The following is a 17,522-nucleotide window of genomic DNA, read 5'->3' on the forward strand; positions in this document are numbered from 1 at the left end:
CGACCGGCACACTGGACGCCTGCGCGGACGACGTCGTCCGCGCGGCCCGGCTCGTGCCCCGAGCCCCGACCCCCCGAGGTGCACCATGACCGGTAGGACACCCGGCGGCGACGCCGCCGGCGCACCGGGCGACGACCCGGTCCCCGACCGCATCCACGCCCGACCCGTGCCGCGGCCCGGCCGGTGGATCTCCGCCGTCGTGCTGCTGGTCCTCGCCGCGATGGCCGCGAACGCCCTGCTGACGAACGAGAAGTTCCGCTGGGACGTCGTCTGGCTCTACTTCCGCGACGTGACGGTGGTGCGCGGCGTGGGCTGGACGCTCGTGCTGACGTTCTGCTCGATGGCGATCGCGATCGTGCTCGCCGTGCTGCTCGCGATCATGCGGCGGTCGGACAACCCCGTCATGAAGTCGGTGAGCTGGGGCTACATCTGGTTCTTCCGCGGCACCCCGATCTACACCCAGCTCGTCTTCTGGGGGCTGGTCTCGGTGCTCTACCCGCGCCTGAGCCTCGGCATCCCGTTCGGCCCCGAGTTCTTCGAGTTCCGCACGGCGGACCTGTTCACGGCGTTCGTGTGCGCGCTCATCGGGCTCTCGCTCAACGAGGCCGCGTACCTCGCCGAGATCGTGCGCGCGGGCCTCGGGTCCGTCGACCCGGGCCAGACCGAGGCCGCCAAGGCGCTCGGCATGAAGGACGGCAAGATCCTGCGGCGCATCGTGCTGCCGCAGGCCATGCGCGTGATCGTGCCCCCGACGGGCAACGAGACGATCTCCCTGCTCAAGACGACGTCGCTCGTGCTCGCCGTGCCGTTCACGCTCGACCTGCAGTACTCCACCAACGCCATCGGCAACCGGCTCTTCCTGCCGATCCCGCTGCTCATGGTCGCGGCGATCTGGTACCTGCTCATCACGAGCGTCCTCATGGTGGGCCAGCACTACATCGAGCGGTACTACGGCCGCGGGTTCGGCACGCAGACGGCGGCCCGACGCCGCGGGCGCGGGCCGGGAGGCGCGGGCGGCGGCCGCAGGAAGCCCAGCAAGCAGGACCTCATCGCCGCGTCCGGCACGACCAAGGACGACCCCTTCCTGGAGGTGACCCCGTGAGCGGGACGCACGACGCGGCATCCTCGGCGGCCGGCCGCGAGGCCGACCGGGCGCAGGCCGGCCCGAGCACGCCGATGGTGCAGGTCGAGGGCCTGCACAAGATGTTCGGCGACCTGCACGTGCTCCGGGGCGTGGACCTCGAGGTGCCGCGCGGCTCGGTGTGCGTCGTCCTGGGACCGTCGGGCTCGGGCAAGTCGACGCTCCTGCGCTGCGTCAACGAGCTCGAGGAGATCACGGGCGGGCGCGTCCGCGTCGACGGCGAGCTCATGGGCTACCGCGAGGTCACCAAGGACGGGCGCACCCGCCTGCACCGTCTGCACCCCAAGGTCGTGGCGCGCCAGCGCTCGCGGATCGGCATGGTGTTCCAGCGGTTCAACCTGTTCCCGCACATGACGGCGCTCGAGAACGTCGCGGAGGCGCCGGTGCAGGTGCACGGGCTCGCGAGGTCGGCGGCGCGCGCGCAGGCGACCGAGCTCCTGGCGCGGGTCGGTCTCGCCGACCGCGCCGACCACTACCCGGCGCAGCTCTCCGGCGGCCAGCAGCAGCGCGTGGCGATCGCGCGGGCGCTCGCGATGGAGCCCGAGCTCATGCTGTTCGACGAGCCGACGTCGGCGCTCGACCCCGAGCTCGTCGGCGAGGTGCTCGCCGTCATGCGCGACCTCGCGCGGTCCGGCATGACGATGATGGTCGTGACGCACGAGGTCGGGTTCGCGCGCGAGGTCGCGGACATCGTCGTCTTCATGGACGAGGGCGTCATCGTCGAGCAGGGGACGCCCGAGCAGGTGCTCGGCGACCCGCAGCACGAGCGCACGCGGTCGTTCCTCGCGCACGTCCTGTAGGGGGCGTTCGCCCGAGGGGTGCCGACCGCTGCCGCGAGATCGGCCCGAGCGTCCGAGATCGACCCTCGGTGGGTCGACGTGGTGACGTGGGGGTCGATCTGGCGTGCTCGGCTCAGACCGCGCGACGGCGGCGCGGGAGCGCAGGGGCGTCGTGCGACGCGAGGAGCCGGGGGGAGAGGCCGGTGGGGCGCGCGACGGTGACCATCTCCCCGCTGAGCGCTCGGCCCAGGTGCACGAGCGGCAGCATGTTCTCGTGCTCGACCACGAGCGCGTCGTAGATCGGGGTCTCGCTGTCCTGGGCGTGGGCGAGGGTGTGGGAGGGAGATCGCGTCAGCACGCCTCCCACCTTCGGTGAACCTCGTGCGTTCCGCGACCGGAAGCGGTGACGTGTCCGTGAGGCGTTCGTGGAGACCTTCGTGGAGGACCGGCCACGGTGGGCCACCGGTGGCGGGACGTGGGGCGGCGCAGTTCAATGCTCCTGACGCGAGCCCGTCGCCGCGTCCGGGTCGTCCCCGGGAGGACCGCATGAGCCTCGCTCCGATCGTCCACGAGCTCCGCCTCGCGTGCCCCGTCGAGGTCGCGTTCGACACGTACGCCGACCGGATCGCGGAGTGGTGGCCGCCCGGGTTCACCGACGACGCCGGGACGTTCTCCGGGCTCGTCGTCGAGCCCGTCGTCGGCGGTCGCGTGGTCGCGTCCCACGGCGCCGACGAGCAGGTGTGGGGGCGCGTCACGCTCTGGGAACGGGCGGACCGCCTCGCGCACACGTTCACCCCGGGCCAGCCGCCCGGGCGGGCGTCGCTCGTCCGGCTCGACCTGCGGCCGAGCGCGAACGGGACCGCCGTCCGGTTCGAGCACGGCGGCTGGGCGCCCGGCAGCGAGCGGGTGCGGTCGCGCTTCACCGGGTGGCCGCGCATCCTCAGCCGCTACGCGCGCCTCGCCGAGCACCCCGACCCGGAGAAGTGAGCCCCGGGCTCGCGGGGGCCACCGCGCTCTCACCAGCCCCAGTCGCCCCAGTCCCACCCGCCGTCGTCGCCGTTGCCGTTGTTCCCGTTCCCGTTGCCGTTGCCGTTGCCGGGCGGGTCCTGCTGCTCGTCACGCTCGTCCTGCTGCTTCTGCCGGTCGTCGAGCTCCTGCGACCGCTTCGTCGCGTCCTCCTCCGCCTTCGCGACGGCCTCCTCGCGCTCCGTGAGCTGGGTCGTCGCCGCGTCGAGCTCGGCGCGCTGCGCCTCCAGGTCGGCCCGCTCCGACTCGAGCTGCTCGCGCTCGGCCGCGACCTCGCTCTGGACGCGCTGCGCCTCGGCCTTCTCGCGCTGCGCCTCGCCCTGCGCGGAGAGCGTCAGGCCGATGCCGACGAGCAGGCCGAGGGCGACGCCCGCGAGCCCGACGGCGGTCGGCACGAGCCACCGGCGGCCGCGGTCGGGGGCGGCGTCCTCGTCGTCGTCGGCGCCGGGGAGCGCGAGCGGACCGACGCCCGTGGTGGCCCGCGGTGCCGGGTTCGCCGTCGTGCGCACGGGTGGTGCGGCGGGGCCGGTGGGGGTCGGGCCGACGGGGACCACGCCGGAGCGCGCGGGCCCGGCCGAGACCGTCGGTGCGCCGGTGGTCGTCGGGCGGGCGGCCGGGTCGTCGAGCAGCGCGCCGAGCGCCGGGAGGATCATCGTCGAGCCGACGACCGGGTGGTCGTCGACGGCGGACGCCCCGACCGGGTCGAGCGTCGCCACGCGCGTCGCGTCGGCCCCGGGTTCCGCGGGGTGCGCGCCGACCGCCCCGGTCGTGCCGACCGCCGGCGTCGCGCCGGACGAGCGCTCGCGCAGCGACCGGCGCGTCGGCGTCCCGCCCCCCGAGGGCACGGGTGCAGGGTGCGACGCGCCCGCGGGCAGGGGCTCGGTCGTGCGGAGCACCGGCGCGTCCGGGAGGGGCACGGGGACCGGGGACCCCGAGGTCGTGGCGTCCTCCCAGAACACCCAGCCCGGGGGCGGGGCCGGCCAGGACGGGTCCGGGTGCCAGTCGGTCGTGGGGGTGAAGCCCTCGGGGACGGGCCACCCCGGGGGCGGCACGAACCGCACGGCCATGGGGTCCTCCTTCGGTAGCGTCCGGTGCACGGTCGACGGGGACGCGGGGTCTCGACGGGGCTCCGGCTTCGACGGGAACAGTAGGGGAGTCGTGGCCCCGGGCACGAATCGCACCGACCGTGGGCCGGGAGGGGCGCCCCCGCACGGGCCACGGACCGGTCGCGGACCGGAGCAGAGGTCGCGGCACCCCGGCGGGCGCCTCGGGCGTGCGGCGGGGACCGCCGCGTCGCGACGTGGGTGGCCGCTGGTAGAACGGACGCAGACCGGCGAGGCGGCCCAGCCCCCGCCCCGACGGCGATCGTCCCCCGACCCGGAGGTGTGCGTGTTCCTCGTCGACGAGCCGGCGCTGCGGACCGTCGCGGCCGACCCCGGCCGGACCGCCACGAGCGGCGCGCCCGCGCGCGATCGCGTCCTCGTGCACTCGGCGAGCGACCTCGTCGTCGCCGCCGACTGCGAGTACCGGCTCCTGTGCCGGCTCGACGAGCAGCTCGGCCGCGCCCCGCGACCCGACGACGCGGAGGACGCGATGCTCGCGCGCACGGCGGCGCTCGGGGTGCGGCACGAGCACGAGGTCCTCGCGCGCTACGAGGCCGAGCACGGAGCGTTCGACCCGACGACGGGGCGCGGCGTGGTGCGCCTCGAGCCGCCGCGCGGGGTCTCCTGGGACGAGCTCGTGGCCGCGCAGGCGCGCACGCTCGCCGCGCTCGAGGCCGGCGCCGACGTCGTGCACCAGGCGACGTTCTTCGACGGCTCCTTCCACGGGCGCGCCGACTTCCTCGTCCGGACCGGCACCGACGACGCGGGGGCGGCCCGCTACGCCGTCGTCGACACCAAGCTCGCGCGGCGCGCCAAGGTCCCCGCGCTCCTCCAGCTCGCCGCGTACGGCGACCAGCTCCAGGCCGCGGGCGTGCCCGTCGACCCCGACGTCTCGCTCGTGCTCGGCACGCGCGAGCGCACGTCGCACCGCCTCGCCGACCTCCTGCCCGTGTTCCGGGACCGCCGGGACCGTCTCGTCCGGCTCACCGCCGAGCACGTCGCGCGCGACGGCCGCGCGCCCTGGGACGACCCTGCCGTCCGGGCGTGCGGGCGCTGCGCCGACTGCCGGGCCCAGATCGAGTCGCACCGCGACGTGCTGCTCGTGGGCGGGGTGTACGAGTCGCAGCGCGCACGGCTGCACGCGGCGGGTATCCGCACGATCGACGAGCTCGCCGCCGCGACCGACGAGACGCCGGTCCCCGAGGGCATGAGCCGGTCCACGTTCGCGACGGTGCGGCGCCAGGCCGCCCTCCAGCTCGGCACGGGGCCGTCCGACGGCACCGTCGTGTGGGCCGACGCGTCGGGGCCGCACGAGCTCTCGTGGCGCATCGACGACCCGGCGCCCGTGCTGGCGCTGCCCGCGCCGAGCCCCGGCGACGTCTTCTTCGACTTCGAGGGCGACCCGCTGTGGACGGACGAGAGCGGCACGAGCTGGGGCCTCGACTACCTGTTCGGCTGGGTCGAGCGCCCGGCCGCGCCCGAGGACCGGCCGGCCTTCCACGCGCTCTGGGCGCACGACCTCGCGGCGGAGCGCGACGCCCTCGTCGCGTTCGTCGACCACGTCAACGCGCGCCGCCGTACGTACCCGGACCTGCACGTCTACCACTATGCGGACTACGAGCGCGCGCACCTGCTCGCCATCGCCGCGCGGCACGGCGTGTACGAGGAGGAGGTCGACGACCTCCTGCGCGACGGCGTCCTCGTCGACCTGTACGCCGTCGTGCGCCAGGCGCTGCGCGTCTCCGACAAGTCCCGGTCGATCAAGAAGCTCGAGCCGCTCTACATGGGCGACGAGCTGCGCACCGGCGACGTGACCACCGCCGCGGCGTCGGTCGTCGCGTACGCGGAGTACACCGCCCTGCGTGAGGCCGGCCGCGACGACGAGGCGGACGAGCTGCTCCGCGGGATCGCGGACTACAACCGGTACGACTGCGTGTCGACGCTGCGCCTGGCGGACTGGTTGCGGCACGCCGTTCTCACCTCCGAGGTGGTTGCCTCGGGTGCGGGGTCGGGGGAGACGCGCGCCGTCTACCATCCGCATCCTCGTCCCTCGGATGCTCCCGCCAGGCCCGCCACGACGGCGCGCGTCTCCCCCGACCCCGCCCTGTCCGTCACCTCTCCCGGGGGCGAGATCGCGCCCGACAGGCGGGGTGGGGATCTGGCGGACGTCGAGCCGCGGGAGCGGGCGTCCGCGGTGGTGCTGGAGGAGGAGATCCGGGAGGTCGTGGGGGAGGACCGGGCCAGGCGGGGCGCCGACGAGCGGGCGCTCGCGCTGTACGGCGCGGCGGCAGGGTACTTCCGGCGCGAGGGGAAGCCGTTCTGGCACGAGCACTACTCCCGGCTCTCGCTCCCGGTGGACGAGTGGCTGGGGAGGCGCAACGCGTTCCTCGTCGAGGAGGCGGAGGTCGTCTCGGGCTGGGAGGTCGAGCCGGGGCGCCGGACGTGGTCGCGGCGCCTGGCGCTCGTGGGTCGTCTCCCCGAGGGGAGCGACCTGCGCGTCGGGGTGGCGCCGTACGTGCTCTACGACCCACCGCTGCCGCCGTGCGCCAAGACCGCCGTCGACGGCGTGCGCGGCTGGCTCACGGGGGCGTCGGTCGTGGACGCCGGGCGTCGGGCGACTCCTGCGGGCGACCGGGACGTGCTGGTCGTGCGCGAGCAGCTCCCGACAGGTGCCGAGCCGTTCGACGCGACCCCCGTCGCGCTCACCCCGTCGCCCGGCCCGAGCGCGAAGCCGCTCGAGGCGGCGGCGGAGGCCGCCGCCCGCACGGCGCTCCGGACGTGGCGGACGACGGGGACGCTCCCGCTCGACGCCGCGACCGACGTGCTCCTGCGGCGACGTCCACGGCTCGTGCCGGCGCCCGCCGCACCCGTGGACGGTCTTCGTGCTCCGGAGGGCAGCGACGGCGCGCGCCTCCCGGAGGATGCGGACGGTGTGGTCGCGCCCGGGCTCCCGCCGGTCGTGGACGGCGACGTCGTCGCGGCGGTCACGGCCGCCGTCGAACGGCTCGACGACTCGTACCTCGCGGTCCAGGGCCCGCCCGGGACGGGCAAGACCTACGTCGGGTCGCGCGTCGTCGCACGGCTCGTCGCGCGAGGCTGGCGGGTCGGCGTCGTCGCACAGTCGCACGCCGTCGTCGAGAACATGCTGCGGGCGGTCGTGCTCGGGGCGGGCGTCCCGCGCGAGGTCGTCGCGAAGAAGATCGCGGCGGACGGGCCGTCGACGCGCGCCGTGTACGACGAGCTCGACGGCGCCCACCTCGCGGCGTTCGCGACGCAGCCGGGAGCGCGCGTCGTCGGCGGGACCGCCTGGGACTTCGCGGCGGACCGGCTCCCCGCCGGCACGCTCGACCTGCTCGTCGTCGACGAGGCCGGTCAGCTCTCGCTCGCGACCACGGTCGCGGTGGCGCGCGCCGCGCGTCGGCTCCTCCTCCTGGGCGACCCGCAGCAGCTCCCGCAGGTGAGCCAGGGCCGGCACCCCGAGCCCGTCGACCGGTCCGCGCTCGGCTGGCTGGCCGACGGCCACGGCGTGCTGCCCCCGGGGCGCGGCTACTTCCTGCCGACGACCTGGCGCATGCACCCGCGCCTCGCGCAGGCCGTCTCGACCCTCGCGTACGAGGACCGTCTCCACGCGCACCCGTGCACCGCGGCCCGCGACCTCGACGGCGTCCCGCCCGGGATCGAGCAGGTGCTCGTGGAGCACGCGGGGAACTCGGTGCGCTCGCCCGAGGAGGCGGCCGAGGTCGTCCGGCAGGTGGAGCGGGTCCTCGGGCGGACGTGGACGACGACGGTCGACGGGGTCGAGGAGCGACGCCCGCTCGGGCAGGGGGACGTCCTGGTCGTCGCGGCCTACAACGCGCAGGTGTGGGCCGTGCGGGGCGCGCTGGAGGCGGCGGGGTACCCGGACGTCCAGGTGGGCACGGTCGACCGGTTCCAGGGCAAGGAGGCGCCGGTCGTCGTCGTGACGCTCGCGGCGTCCTCGGGCCGCGACGCCTCGCGCGGCCTCGGGTTCCTGCTGTCGCGGCACCGCGTCAACGTCGCGGTCTCGCGGGCGCAGTGGCGCGCCGTCGTCGTGCGGTCGCCCGGGCTCACCGACGCGCTGCCGCACTCACCGCGGGGCGTGGAAGAGCTCGGCGCGTTCCTGGGGCTGACCGGCTCCGCGCCTCTGGGCTGACCCGCCGTCGACCTGCCCCGCGCACCGGGGTGGCCGACGGCGGTGCCGACACGGGTCCGGCCCCGGCATCGCGGGGGTCCCGGACCCGGCATCGCGGGGGTTCCGGCCCCGGCATCGCGGGGCTTCCGGCCCCGGCATCGCGGGGTCCCGGACCCGGTGTCACGGGGCGGAGCCTGCGGCGCGGGTCGGTCAGAACTCCCCGAAGCCGCCGAAGTCGTCGAAGCCGCCGCCGAAGTCGCCGCCGACGTCACCTCCGCCGTCGTCGAGCCCGCCGCCCGCAGGGTCCCCGCCCGAGGCCTCGACGGCTCCGCCGTCGCCGCCCTCGGCCGCGCCGGGGTCCTCGGCGCCCTGCTCGGCCGCCGCGTCCTCCGCGACGGGCTGCGTCGGGTCGGCGAACGCGGGCCCGAAGAGGGCGTTCGCGACCGCCGAGCCGATGACGACGCCCGCGATCGTGCCGAGCAGGCTCGAGCCGACCATGGCGCCGAAGCCGGGTGCGCCCTGGCCACGGCCCGCGAACGTGCGCTCCAGGGTGCCGGGCTGGCGCATCTCGGCGCGCGTCGCCATCCGGGCGAGGTCCTGCGGCGCGTCGGACGTCGCGCGCTCCGACGCCGGCACCTGCTCACCGAGCTCGGCGAGGACCTGCCGCCGCTGCTCGGGCGTCAGACGCGCGAACGCCTCGGCGTGGGCCTGCTCGACCTGGTCCGGCGGCGCGGTGCGCAGCAGGTACCGGTAGCGGTCGATGGCGACCTGGTCGGGGGTGCGGGGCGCGGCCGCCCCGGGGCGCGCGTCCTGCGGGGCGCTCCCGTACGCAGGCTGGCCGGAGTACTGGGGCGGGTACTGCGTCGGGTGCTGCGCCGGCGAGCCGTAGGGGCCCGCCTGCGGGGCGCCGTGCGGGTCGCGCGGCTCGCGGCCGAGGAGCCGGTCCAGGAATCCCATGGGTCGTCCTCCGGGTGGGATGGCGCGGCGCCGTGCGCTCGCGCGGTGTCGTGGCCGGTGCGGCTCACTCCCGGACCAACGCGGAGCCCCGCCCCACGGTTCCGCCGGCCGCCGAACCCGGGGACGGGCGCCACCCGCGCCCTCCCGTACCCCGCGACCCCGGGTTCGCGGGGGCGCGCTCTCCGCCGAGCCGGGGTGACGCGTCATGTCGGCCGTCGCGTGACCCGCAGCCACGGGTTCGGCACCTCGTCCGACGGACGGCCGGGCCCGGACGCACGAGTGCCCCCGACCGGAGGGGTCGGGGGCACTCGGTGAACGATCGGTCGGCGCGACCCGTGAGGGTCGTCACCGGGGAGATCGGATCAGATCGCGCGGATGTTCTCCGCCTGCGGGCCCTTGGGGCCCTGCGTCACGTCGAACTCGACGCGCTGGTTCTCCTCCAGCGTGCGGAAGCCCTGCGACTGGATCGCGGAGTAGTGCGCGAACACGTCGGCCGAGCCGTCCTCGGGGGCGATGAAGCCGTAGCCCTTCTCGCTGTTGAACCACTTCACGGTTCCGGTAGCCATTGTTACTCCTTCAAGAGTGTGGAAACACCCCCCGCGGGCGCAGGGGAGTACATCACGGTGTTCGTCGTCAACTCTTGGGTAACAAGGTCCGCCGGGCGCCCGCCGGGTGGCGGTCACATCGACGCGAGGACAAGCGAGGCACTGCAATCTCGGGGTCAACCGTACAGGGTATGCCCCTTCTTTGCCATGGGTCGTCGCGCGGGTGTCGCGACGGCCGCACGAGGTCCCGACGCCGCAGGTCACACCCCGAGCGCGGTCAGCTCCACCACGGGCACGACCCGCCGCCAGTCCGCCTCCCCGCGCTCGGCGGCGAGCGGTTCGGCCCACTCGAGGAGCACCGGCTCCAGCACCGCCCAGCCCCGCGCGTACCGGGCGGCGTACGCGCGCAGGAGGCGGGCGCCGTCGTCGGGCGGGAGGGTGCGGGCGGTGCTCCGCACGTGCCGCCGTCGCCCCACCCACACGAGCACGCGCGGGTCCGCGACGACGTTGCGGTACCACTGCGAACGCGGCCCCAGCCCGGCGACGACGACCCACGACCCCGGCGCCGGCCGGTCGGTGACCTCGAGGACGACGTACCGGGCCTCGCCCGTGGACCGGCCGCGGTGCCCGAGCAGCAGGAGCCGTCCACCGGCGAGGAAGCCGAGGCCGGAGCGGAAGAGAACGATCGGGGCCCGGACGAACCAGCGGGTGTGCAGGAGGCGCGACGCGAGGGTCATCGCTCCACCGTAGAGGGACGCCGAAAACGGCACATCCGTACCGTCCACGGAACGAAACGAGACCCTTACGTTACGAGTCGGTAACAACTCCCTGCGTCCCACGAAATCCGATCCGCCTACGTTCGCGTCACCCAGGAACGCGGAGGCGCCACCTCCCGCGGATTCGTGGGTCCGGAGCCCTCCGAGATGCCGCGGAGGGCTCCGGGCGACACGTCCGCGGGCCGGTTTCGTCCCCGGGTGACCTGTGTCACTATTCAGCACGCAATTCAGTGTTGAATTCAGCGATCGACCGCGGAGAGAAGCGGCGTGGCCGCCCTCCGCGGGGATCAGGACCACGGAGGTTGGCATGCATCGCACAGCACGACGGGCGAGCGGGGGTGCTGCTCTGCTCCTCGCGGCCACTCTCGTCCTCACCGCCTGCGGTCCCCAGTCCCAGGGCGGCGGAGACGACGAGACGACCGGGACGTCGACCGAGACCGACGACGGTGGCTCGGCCGACCTGAGCATCGTCCCGTCGGTCCAGATCGACATCGACGGCGCCGAGGTCGAGGCGACCGCGGCCGGCAACCCGGCCGACCCGGCCGGCGACGGCAGCGCCGAGTGTGCCGAGGGCACGTCGATCGCGATGGCGGGCGCCCTCACGGGTCCGAACGCCGCGCTCGGCCTCAACATCCTGTACGGGGCGAAGGTCGCGGTGGACGCGTTCAACGCGGCGAACCCCGGGTGCCAGGTGACCATCAAGGAGTTCGACACCGAGGGCGACCCGCAGAAGGCCACCCAGGTCGCGCCGCAGATCGTCGGCGACACCTCCGTGCTCGGCCTGCTCGGCCCGGCGTTCTCGGGCGAGACCGCCGCGACGGGCGACGTCTTCAACCAGGCGGGCCTGCTCTCGCTCACGGCGTCGGCCACGAACCCTGACCTGACGGCGAACGGCTGGACGAACTTCTTCCGCGGCCTCGCCAACGACGCCGTCCAGGGGCCGTCGGTCGCCAAGTACCTCGTCAACACGAAGGAGTTCGGCAGCGTCTGCGTCGTCTCCGACAACTCGGACTACGGCATCGGTCTCGCCCAGCAGATCACCGAGGGCCTGGGCGACGCCGCGAACGAGGACTGCGCCGCCGAGGTCAAGACGGGCGACAAGGACTTCTCCGCGGCCGTCCAGATCATCTCGGGCGCGGACGCCGACGCGGTCTTCTACGCCGGCTACTACGCGGAGGCGGCGCCGTTCGTGCAGCAGCTGCGCGACGGCGGCGTCGAGATCCCGTTCGTCTCGGCGGACGGCACGAACGACCCGCAGTTCGTCTCGCAGGCGGGCGCGTCCTCGAAGGGCGCGATCCTCTCCTGCCCGTGCGGCCCCGCCCCGGAGGACTTCGCGGCGACGTACGAGGAGACGAACGGCCAGGCGCCGGGCGTGTACTCGGTCGAGGGCTACGACCTCGCGACGATCATGCTCACGGGCATCGCGTCCGGGGTGACGGACCGCGCCGGCCTGATCGACTACGTGGCGAACTACTCCGGTGAGGGCCTGGCCCGCACCTACGAGTGGGACGACACGGGCGAGCTCGCCTCCGCGCTCATCTGGATCTACGAGGTCCAGTAGTCCGACGACGACGGGCGCCCTGCCCCGACGCTCCCGCACCGCGCGGGGGACGCCGGGCGGGGCGCCCGTCGTGGACCACGACCTCGTACACCAGAGAAAGAATCAGGGAGCGTCATGCCCGCTCTTGCTGACGCGCTGATGCACAGCGCGACCGCCGGTCCCCTCGTCCACCAGTCCCTCATCGACTTCAACATCGCGGGCCTCGCCCGGAACTTCTGGGGCCTCACCATCGAGGGCCTCACGTACGGCGCCATCTACGCGCTCGTGGCCGTCGGCTACACGCTCGTCTACGGCGTCCTGCGGCTCATCAACTTCGCCCACTCCGAGGTCTTCATGCTCGGCATGTTCGGGCAGTACGCGACCCTCATGCTCCTCGGCTTCGCCCCGAGCGGGAACGCGTACGACAAGGGCATCGCCCTCACCGTCCTCTACCTCGGCATCGCGATGCTCGGCGGGATGCTCGTCGCGGGCGGCGCCGCGGTCGGGCTGGAACGGGTGGCGTACCGGCCGCTGCGCCGACGCGGCGCGCCGGCGCTCGTGTTCCTCATCACCGCGATCGGGATGTCGTTCATCATCCAGGAGTTCGTGCACTTCGTGCTGCCGAAGCTCACGGGCGGCACGCTGGGCGGCGTCAACGCGCAGCAGCCGATCCGGCTCGTGCAGCCCGAGGTGCAGTTCACGATCGGCGGCGCGCCGGTCACGAACATCACGCTCGTCATCATCCTGTCGGCGCTCGTCCTCGCGCTCGCGACGGACATGTTCATCAACCGGACCAAGTTCGGCCGCGGCATCCGCGCCGTCGCGCAGGACCCGGTGACCGCGACCCTCATGGGCGTCTCGCGCGAGCGCGTCATCATGCTGACGTTCCTCATCGGCGGCATCCTGGCCGGTGCGGCGGCGCTCCTGTACACGCTGCGCGTGCCGAACGGGATCATCTACTCCGGCGGCTTCATCCTCGGCATCAAGGCGTTCTGCGCCGCGGTGCTCGGCGGGATCGGCAACCTGCGCGGCGCGCTGCTCGGCGGTCTGCTGCTCGGCGTCATGGAGAACTACGGGCAGGTCGTGTTCGGGACGGAGTGGCGCGACGTCGTCGCGTTCGTGCTCCTCATCGTCGTCCTCATGTTCCGCCCGACGGGCATCCTCGGCGAGTCGCTGGGGAGGGCCCGCGCATGAGCACCTCGACTCCCGCACCCCAGGCGCCCGAGGGCCGCCCCACGTCCATGCCTCCCGTGGGCCGGGTCGCGACCAAGGACCGCCCGCACGGCGGCGTCGGCGACCGGTTCCGGCTGTGGTGGGACGCCCAGGCGCGGCCCACCCAGTGGTTGATCGGCGTGCCGTTCCTGATCTTCATGGCGCTCGTACCGGTCCTCAACATCCCGGTGCTCACCACGGTGGGCACCAACTTCGGCGGCGTGATGGCGCAGTTCGGCATGATCGCCCTCATCGCCATCGGCCTCAACGTCGTGGTGGGCCAGGCCGGCCTGCTCGACCTCGGGTACGTCGGCTTCTACGCCATCGGCGCGTACACGGTCGCGATCCTCACGAGCCCGGACAGCCCGTGGAACCAGACCGACGAGTGGCTGTCGAGCGACTGGGCGTGGCTCGCCGCGCTGCCGGTCGCCGTCGCGATCACGTCGTTGTCCGGCCTGATCCTCGGCTCGCCCACGCTGCGCCTGCGCGGCGACTACCTCGCCATCGTCACGCTCGGGTTCGGCGAGATCGTCCGTCTCCTCGCGGACAACCTCGACGAGCTCACGGGCGGCGGCCAGGGCCTGCGCGGCGTGGCCTACCCGCGCGTCGGGGTCACGGAGGAGCTGCCCAACGGCGTCTTCTCCGCGGGCAACGCCGCGGGCACGCTCAACTCGGGCGTGTGGTGGTACTGGCTCAGCCTCGTGTTCATCGTCATCTCGCTCCTCCTCGTGGGGAACCTGGAGCGCTCGCGCGTCGGGCGCGCCTGGGTCGCGATCCGCGAGGACGAGGACGCGGCGGAGATCATGGGCGTCCCGACCTTCCGCTTCAAGCTGTGGGCGTTCGTCATCGGCGCGTCGATCGGCGGCGTCGCGGGCGCGCTCTACGCGGGCCAGGTGCAGTTCGTCATCCCGACGAACTTCAACGTCATCAACTCCGTGCTCTTCCTCTGCGCGGTCGTGCTCGGCGGGCAGGGCAACAAGCTCGGGGTGATCCTCGGCGCGTTCATCATCGTGTACCTGCCGAACTTCTTCCTCGGCCGGACCGAGCTCTTCGGCATCCCGATCAACGGCAACGAGATCGCGAGCTACCGGTACCTGTTCTTCGGGATCGCGCTGGTCGTGCTCATGATCTTCCGTCCACAGGGCCTGATCCCCGTCCGGCAGAAGCTGCTCGCCTACGGGCGCGAGCTCTACGTGGCGGCGCGCCGCACGGCGCAGGCCGCCACGCGGTCGGGGTCCGACGACGGTGCGCGGCCGGGCTCCCCGGCCGTCGCCACGGCGTCGGGCGGCTCGCGTCCGACGACGGGCGGGACCGGCACGGGAGAGAGCACGACGGACGGGGAGGAGACCCGATGAGCACCCACGACCCCGGCGGTATCGGTGCGGGCGGCGAGCACGGCGACGAGCACCTCGCGTCGTCGGGCCGCGCCGACTCCTCGCGCGCCGACCTCTACATGCCGGGCGCCGTCCTGGAGGAGCCCGCGATCGTCGACGTCGCCGAGGTGCGGCCCGAGCTCGCGAACCCCGACCTCGTCGACGCGATGGTCGCGCCGGACCGCACGGTCCACGCGAAGGTCGGCGAGCCGCTGCTGCAGATGCAGAACGTCACCGTGCAGTTCGGCGGCCTCGTCGCGCTGAACGACGTGACGTTCGACATCCGGCGCGGCGAGATCCTGGGCCTCATCGGGCCGAACGGCGCGGGCAAGACGACGGCGTTCAACGCGATGACCGGCGTCTACCGGCCCACGCAGGGGCAGGTCGTGTTCGACGGCTCCCCGGTCGGCAAGCTCAAGCGCTACCGGATCACGCAGCGCGGCATCGCCCGCACGTTCCAGAACATCCGTCTCTTCAACGAGATGACGGCGCTCGAGAACGTCGTCGTCGGGTCGGACGCGCGGCACCGCACCTCGGTCCCGGGCGCGCTGTTCCGCACCCCGCGCCACCGGCGCGAGGAGCGGGACGCGATCGACCGGGCGCTCGCGCTGCTCGAGTTCGTGGGCGTGGGCGGACGAGCGACGGAGAAGGCACGCAACCTCTCCTACGGTGACCAGCGCCGTCTGGAGATCGCGCGCGCCCTGGCGACCGAGCCGAAGCTCTTGTGCCTCGACGAGCCCGCGGCGGGCTTCAACCCGGCGGAGAAGGAGTCCCTCATGGACCTCATCCGCCACATCCGCGACGACGGCTACACCGTCCTGCTCATCGAGCACGACATGCGCCTCGTCCGCGGGGTGACCGACCGGATCGTCGTGCTCGAGTTCGGGCGCGTCATCGCGGACGGCACGCCCGACGAGGTCACGAGCGATCCCAAGGTCATCGCGGCCTACCTGGGCGTGCCGGACTCCGAGCTGACCGCTGACGAGGGGGGCACGGGCCCGGACCGTGCCGCCGGGCCGACGACCGAAGGAGGCAGCGGCGATGCCACTGCTTGAGCTGCAGGACATGACGGTCGCCTACGGGCGCATCGAGGCGGTGCGGGGCATCTCGATCACCGTCGAGGAGGGCGAGCTCGTCACCCTCATCGGGGCGAACGGCGCCGGGAAGACGACGACGATGCGCGCGATCTCGGGCATCCGCCCGGTCTCGCGGGGCAAGGTCCTCTTCGACGGCAAGGACATCACCAGGATGAAGGCCCACCTGCGGGTGCTGGAGGGCATCGTGCAGGCGCCCGAGGGCCGCGGGATCTTCCCCGGCATGACCGTCATCGAGAACCTGGAGATGGGCTCGTACGCGCGGACGTTCGCGTCGAAGGCCGAGCACGACGAGACCGTCGACCGGGTGTTCGACCTCTTCCCGCGCCTCGCCGAGCGCAAGGAGCAGGTGGGCGGCACGATGTCCGGCGGCGAGCAGCAGATGCTCGCGATCGGGCGCGCGCTCATGGCCCGCCCACGGCTCCTGCTGCTCGACGAGCCGTCGATGGGCCTCGCGCCCATGGTCATCCAGCAGATCTTCCGCATCGTCTCGGAGATCAACGCCCAGGGGACGACGGTCCTGCTCGTCGAGCAGAACGCGCAGCAGGCGCTCTCGCGCTCCGACCGCGCCTACGTGCTCGAGACGGGCGAGGTGGTGCGCGCCGGGGGCGGCAAGGAGCTGCTGGCCGACTCCAGCATCAAGGAGGCCTACCTGGGCGTCGCCTGACCCGACCACGCCCCCACGCGCTGTCGAACACGACATGGGTGCCGTTATCCGACGGATAACGGCACCCATGTCGTGTTCGGCGAGGTGGGGGTGGTCGCGAGGCGGGCCTCGCCCTCGCGCACGAGCTCGTCGGCGTCCGCCGCTCCGGCGACGGACCACGTGAGCGAGGTGCGGAACGTCGGGCGGGCGGGGCCGTCCGGTGCGCCGAGCCGGGCGAGCACCTCGTGGCGCAGGGCCTCGGCGCTCGCGGCGGCCTCGACGTCGCCCATCGCGGGCAGCGTCGCGAGCACGGCGAACCGGTCGCCGTCGACGCGGCCCGCCTCGCAGCCCCCGGGGAGCCACGACCGCAGGCTCCGCCCGACCCCCGCGAGGACGGCGTCCCCGGCGTCCTGCCCGTGGACGGCGTTGATCCCGGCCATGTCGCGGACGTCGAGCAGGAGCAGCACGACGCGCGTGCCGCCGTGCGCGACCAGCCGGCAGCGACGGGTGAGCGAGTGCCACGTGCTGCGGCGCGAGAGCAGTCCCGTGAGCGGGTCGTGCGTGGACCGCTCCGCGAGCGTGCCGACGAGCGAGCGGACGAGCTCGGCCGCGCCGACGCTCGCCCAGTGGCCGCCGCGGACGAGGACGTCGTCGTACCGGTGGTCGTCCGGCCGGGACATGGCGAGCGTCGCGACCTCCGTGACGGCCGCCGTCGGCGCGACGACGAGCGGCGCCCAGTCCGTGACGCTCGCGACCGGCCGACGCTCCAGGACCGCGCGGCCGTAGCCGAGCCGGCCGGTAAGCGCGGCGACGAGGCTCGCGCGCACCACGACCCCCGTGCGCGGGGCCGGAGCACCGGGCGGGGGGACCGCGTCGTCGTGCACGACGACGCACGCGACGTCGGGGTCGCGGAACACGACCTCGAGCTGCCCGACCGGCATGGAGGAGCCGACCGACAGGACCGGCCGCGCGAGGTCCGCGACGGCGCCGCTCGCGCGCGCCGGCGGGCGCATCGCGGTGTGCTGAGCCAGCTCGGTGAGTTCGTCGTGCACAGGGGCAGTGTGGCGGCGCCGCGACGGTCGCGGCCGGGACGAGCACGAGTGTTCGTCGAGAGTTCACGACGGCGTCACGCGCCGGTCGTCGGGCGTCACCGGAGCGGCGCGGGCGTGGTGCGAGTCCC

Annotated in this window: 15 protein-coding genes; 9 read left to right on the top strand and 6 right to left on the bottom strand. The window is 74.0% G+C overall.

Going from position 1 to position 17,522, the window contains the following annotated elements; translation table 11 throughout:
• Positions 1-85: 85 nt before the first annotated feature.
• Both ABRQ22_RS00005 and ABRQ22_RS00010 read left to right on the top strand, forming a co-directional pair.
• A complete protein-coding gene (locus ABRQ22_RS00005) occupies positions 86-1,102 on the top strand; it encodes an amino acid ABC transporter permease (protein WP_253054600.1) in 1,017 nt (338 codons plus the stop codon).
• A 74-nt stretch (positions 1,103-1,176) separates the two neighbouring features.
• Positions 1,177-1,941: an amino acid ABC transporter ATP-binding protein gene (locus ABRQ22_RS00010; protein ID WP_353709605.1), complete on the top strand. Its 765-nt coding sequence runs from the start codon at positions 1,177-1,179 to the stop codon at positions 1,939-1,941.
• 112 nt (positions 1,942-2,053) lie between these two features.
• Here ABRQ22_RS00010 and ABRQ22_RS00015 read toward each other — a convergent pair whose 3' ends face one another.
• Entirely contained in the window at positions 2,054-2,278 is a 225-nt protein-coding gene (locus ABRQ22_RS00015; protein ID WP_353708130.1) for a hypothetical protein, read from the bottom strand.
• A gap of 188 nt (positions 2,279-2,466) precedes the next feature.
• Here ABRQ22_RS00015 and ABRQ22_RS00020 point away from each other — a divergent pair, with 188 nt between their 5' ends.
• Positions 2,467-2,907: an SRPBCC domain-containing protein gene (locus ABRQ22_RS00020; protein ID WP_253054596.1), complete on the top strand. Its 441-nt coding sequence runs from the start codon at positions 2,467-2,469 to the stop codon at positions 2,905-2,907.
• A 29-nt stretch (positions 2,908-2,936) separates the two neighbouring features.
• On the opposite strand, the gene ABRQ22_RS00025 is transcribed toward ABRQ22_RS00020, so the two are convergent.
• On the bottom strand, positions 2,937-4,013 hold the full coding sequence (locus ABRQ22_RS00025) for a hypothetical protein (protein ID WP_353708131.1): 1,077 nt from the start codon (positions 4,011-4,013) through the stop codon (positions 2,937-2,939).
• A gap of 322 nt (positions 4,014-4,335) precedes the next feature.
• Here ABRQ22_RS00025 and ABRQ22_RS00030 point away from each other — a divergent pair, with 322 nt between their 5' ends.
• Positions 4,336-8,220: a TM0106 family RecB-like putative nuclease gene (locus ABRQ22_RS00030; protein ID WP_353708132.1), complete on the top strand. Its 3,885-nt coding sequence runs from the start codon at positions 4,336-4,338 to the stop codon at positions 8,218-8,220.
• A gap of 189 nt (positions 8,221-8,409) precedes the next feature.
• Here the strand turns inward: ABRQ22_RS00030 and ABRQ22_RS00035 are convergent, their stop codons facing one another.
• From ABRQ22_RS00035 to ABRQ22_RS00045, 3 genes are all read right to left on the bottom strand, one after another.
• Complete coding sequence (locus ABRQ22_RS00035; protein ID WP_353708133.1) at positions 8,410-9,156, bottom strand: hypothetical protein; 747 nt, start codon at positions 9,154-9,156, stop codon at positions 8,410-8,412.
• 362 nt (positions 9,157-9,518) lie between these two features.
• Positions 9,519-9,722, bottom strand: coding sequence for a cold-shock protein (locus tag ABRQ22_RS00040; protein WP_047231069.1), 204 nt, complete (start codon positions 9,720-9,722; stop codon positions 9,519-9,521).
• A gap of 239 nt (positions 9,723-9,961) precedes the next feature.
• Positions 9,962-10,438 (bottom strand): nitroreductase family deazaflavin-dependent oxidoreductase, encoded by a 477-nt coding sequence (locus tag ABRQ22_RS00045; protein WP_353708134.1) that lies wholly within the window; start codon positions 10,436-10,438, stop codon positions 9,962-9,964.
• A 346-nt stretch (positions 10,439-10,784) separates the two neighbouring features.
• Between ABRQ22_RS00045 and ABRQ22_RS00050 the strand changes: the two genes are divergently transcribed.
• The 5 genes from ABRQ22_RS00050 to ABRQ22_RS00070 all read left to right on the top strand — a co-directional run bounded on the left by ABRQ22_RS00050 (position 10,785) and on the right by ABRQ22_RS00070 (position 16,363).
• Positions 10,785-12,038, top strand: coding sequence for a branched-chain amino acid ABC transporter substrate-binding protein (locus ABRQ22_RS00050; protein ID WP_353708135.1), 1,254 nt, complete (start codon positions 10,785-10,787; stop codon positions 12,036-12,038).
• A gap of 114 nt (positions 12,039-12,152) precedes the next feature.
• A complete protein-coding gene (locus ABRQ22_RS00055) occupies positions 12,153-13,211 on the top strand; it encodes a branched-chain amino acid ABC transporter permease (protein ID WP_253054583.1) in 1,059 nt (352 codons plus the stop codon).
• Positions 13,208-14,584: a branched-chain amino acid ABC transporter permease gene (locus ABRQ22_RS00060; RefSeq protein WP_353708136.1), complete on the top strand. Its 1,377-nt coding sequence runs from the start codon at positions 13,208-13,210 to the stop codon at positions 14,582-14,584. The genes ABRQ22_RS00055 and ABRQ22_RS00060 overlap by 4 nt, the downstream gene beginning before the upstream one ends.
• Positions 14,581-15,657, top strand: coding sequence for an ABC transporter ATP-binding protein (locus ABRQ22_RS00065; RefSeq protein WP_253054579.1), 1,077 nt, complete (start codon positions 14,581-14,583; stop codon positions 15,655-15,657). Before ABRQ22_RS00060 ends, ABRQ22_RS00065 begins: the two co-directional genes overlap by 4 nt.
• A complete protein-coding gene (locus ABRQ22_RS00070; protein WP_253054577.1) occupies positions 15,644-16,363 on the top strand; it encodes an ABC transporter ATP-binding protein in 720 nt (239 codons plus the stop codon). Before ABRQ22_RS00065 ends, ABRQ22_RS00070 begins: the two co-directional genes overlap by 14 nt.
• A gap of 44 nt (positions 16,364-16,407) precedes the next feature.
• Here the strand turns inward: ABRQ22_RS00070 and ABRQ22_RS00075 are convergent, their stop codons facing one another.
• Entirely contained in the window at positions 16,408-17,394 is a 987-nt protein-coding gene (locus tag ABRQ22_RS00075; RefSeq protein ID WP_353708137.1) for a GGDEF domain-containing protein, read from the bottom strand.
• Between the last annotated feature and the right edge of the window lie 128 nt (positions 17,395-17,522).

This window comes from Cellulosimicrobium sp. ES-005 (assembly GCF_040448685.1).
GTDB classification, from domain to species: domain Bacteria; phylum Actinomycetota; class Actinomycetes; order Actinomycetales; family Cellulomonadaceae; genus Cellulosimicrobium; species Cellulosimicrobium cellulans_G.